The following is a 2,110-nucleotide window of genomic DNA, read 5'->3' as shown; positions in this document are numbered from 1 at the left end:
AACGACTTTGCGCCGATGATAGTGCTGCAACCAGTGTGAAAGTAGGTTATCGTCAAGCTAGTTATACTTAAGAGCCCCACCGAGCGCGCAACGCTGGTGGGGCTTTTTTCATTCCTGCGCCACTTTCATAGCGGCTCCAGTTCCGCACCGCGCAAATTTACCAGCAGCGCCCGTCCATTCCCATCGATCCTGAATTCGCCATACTTGGCATGGCTCCAGCGCTCGGCTTCGCCTTCCTTGAAGTACCAAGCATCGGTCGCTGGCCGCAGTCCGCGGCCGGTGGACACCAGTTCGATCACGATTTCGTCGGATGCCAGTGGCTTGCCCGTAGCCAATCCCTGCATCACTGCCACGCCGCGTGAGTCGACTTTTGCGACCACCTTGGCGCGGCGCATGGTTCGGATGTCGTTGACAGTCGGCAGCTCGAAATTGAGCGCCATGTAGTCGCCCTGCATCAGTGACCTCGGATCGACTGGCGCCAGCGCAATGAATACCGGCCGGCCGCTGCTGATCAGCGCCTCTTTTTGCCAGATGGCGCCGTTTGCCACGACCAAGGTCAGCAATAGCGTTGCGAAAAGGCCGGCGCGCTGGACGGGGGAGGTGGCGACATCGGCGCCATGATCGGCCGACGGCACCGTTGCACCGCTTACATCACCGGTTACCGCACGCGCGCCAGCATTCCAGCTCAACCACGCAATGACGCCGAACGCCGCCCCCATTCCAGCCATGATCGCCGCCTTGGTGGCCAGCGGCACCGCCAGTTCATAGTAGAAGGTGCCAATGATCCACGCTGCCGCGACGCCACTGGCCACCGCCAGGCGCCAGCGGCCGCTGCCCACGCACGCCGACAAGGCCAGCAAGGCGGCGCCCAGCCCTGGAATCAACCAGGACATGATGGCGAGAATTGCAGCAGCCGCTGCATAGCGCGGTGCACGCAGGGCAGGCCAGCAGCGTGCCAGCCACGCGGCGGCAGCAACCGCCATGACACTGGAAATGACCGGGAACAGGGAGGTCGAGAAACCCATCGCGTCGCCAGCGCCTGGCGCATGACCCCAGGCGACAGGTGACAAAAAGGTTGTGCCAGAGTCGTAGACCAGTGCCGCCAGCGTCAGCAACAGCCAGCCGTTGGACATGGTTTCCAGCACGATCATCTTGTGCGCAGCACGGTGCGATGGCGCGTGGGCATCGCCATACCAGGCTGCGATCAGCCAAGCCACCAGCGCAAGCAGCGCGCCGCTGGCCAGGTGCAGCGGGCTCGCGCTTTTCAGGTTGGCATTCATCAGGACGAAGACCAGGGCGGCCAGCGCACCCAGCAGCACACGCAACCAGTGTTGCGGCAGCAGCCATGCGGTACCCGTGATAACGAGCAGCAGCAACGCTTCGGCGGCGAAGTAGGGCAGGTCGCGGAACAGCCCGAACACCAGCAGCGCGCCGCCAACCAGCAGCACCGGCAAACCCAGTTGTTCGACAAAAGGCGACACCGTGCGGGAACGTAGTACGCGTATCGCGCCGAACAGGAATGCCGCGCCCATCACATAACACAGCACACCTTTCTCGAGCGCATCGCCGAAAATCGCGGCCATGGCAAATAACAGCGGCACGGCGGCCAACCAGGCGCCGAGTGCTGTCATCAGGATCACCGGCCATGGCCGCGCTGTTTCCTTGGGTACGGCATGGCTCGACAGGAGGCCTTCGGCGGTGGCGGCCTCGATCAAGTGTTGCAATGGGCGACTCATCAGATGTGCTCCCCGTTTTGAACGCGCGCCAGGTGCACGAGCAGTTTGACCGTGCCGGCCAGCAGCCCAGCGGCGCTTGCACCGACCAGCAGCAGTGCACCGATTTCAAACGCACGCACATTGATCAGCAATTGCGTCATGCCGCAGACCAGCAGCACGTTAAGCGCCAGGCCCAGCACGCTCAGCACGAAAATATCGAACAGGCCGCGCCGGCTGAATGCGACGGCGAGGATTGCCACCATCAGCAGCGAGATCGGATAGAAGCCGGTGTTGGCGGTTGCAAACAGGCTGCGCACAGACATGGTGGACAGGCCGATGACGGCAAAGATCATCGACAGGCGCATGGGCCAAGACCCAGCCCCGACCCCGGCCCC

The 2,110-nt window shown here is 63.0% G+C and carries 1 protein-coding gene and 1 pseudogene; both read right to left on the bottom strand.

The genetic code is table 11. The annotated features are described in order from the left end of the window. Window positions 1-125: 125 nt before the first annotated feature. Window positions 126-1,736 carry a GDYXXLXY domain-containing protein gene (locus tag DUPY_RS00535; RefSeq protein WP_070245786.1) on the bottom strand — a complete coding sequence of 537 codons (1,611 nt, stop codon included), beginning with the start codon at window positions 1,734-1,736 and terminating at the stop codon, window positions 126-128. Continuing rightward, a pseudogene (locus tag DUPY_RS00530) lies at window positions 1,736-2,110 on the bottom strand (DUF2157 domain-containing protein); the annotation flags it as partial. The pseudogene DUPY_RS00530 and the gene DUPY_RS00535, both read right to left, overlap by 1 nt.

This window comes from Duganella phyllosphaerae (assembly GCF_001758785.1).
GTDB classification, from domain to species: Bacteria; Pseudomonadota; Gammaproteobacteria; order Burkholderiales; family Burkholderiaceae_D; genus Rugamonas; species Rugamonas phyllosphaerae.
The sequence above is the reverse complement of the archived record's forward strand: the minus strand, read 5'-3'. Positions and strand labels throughout refer to the sequence as shown.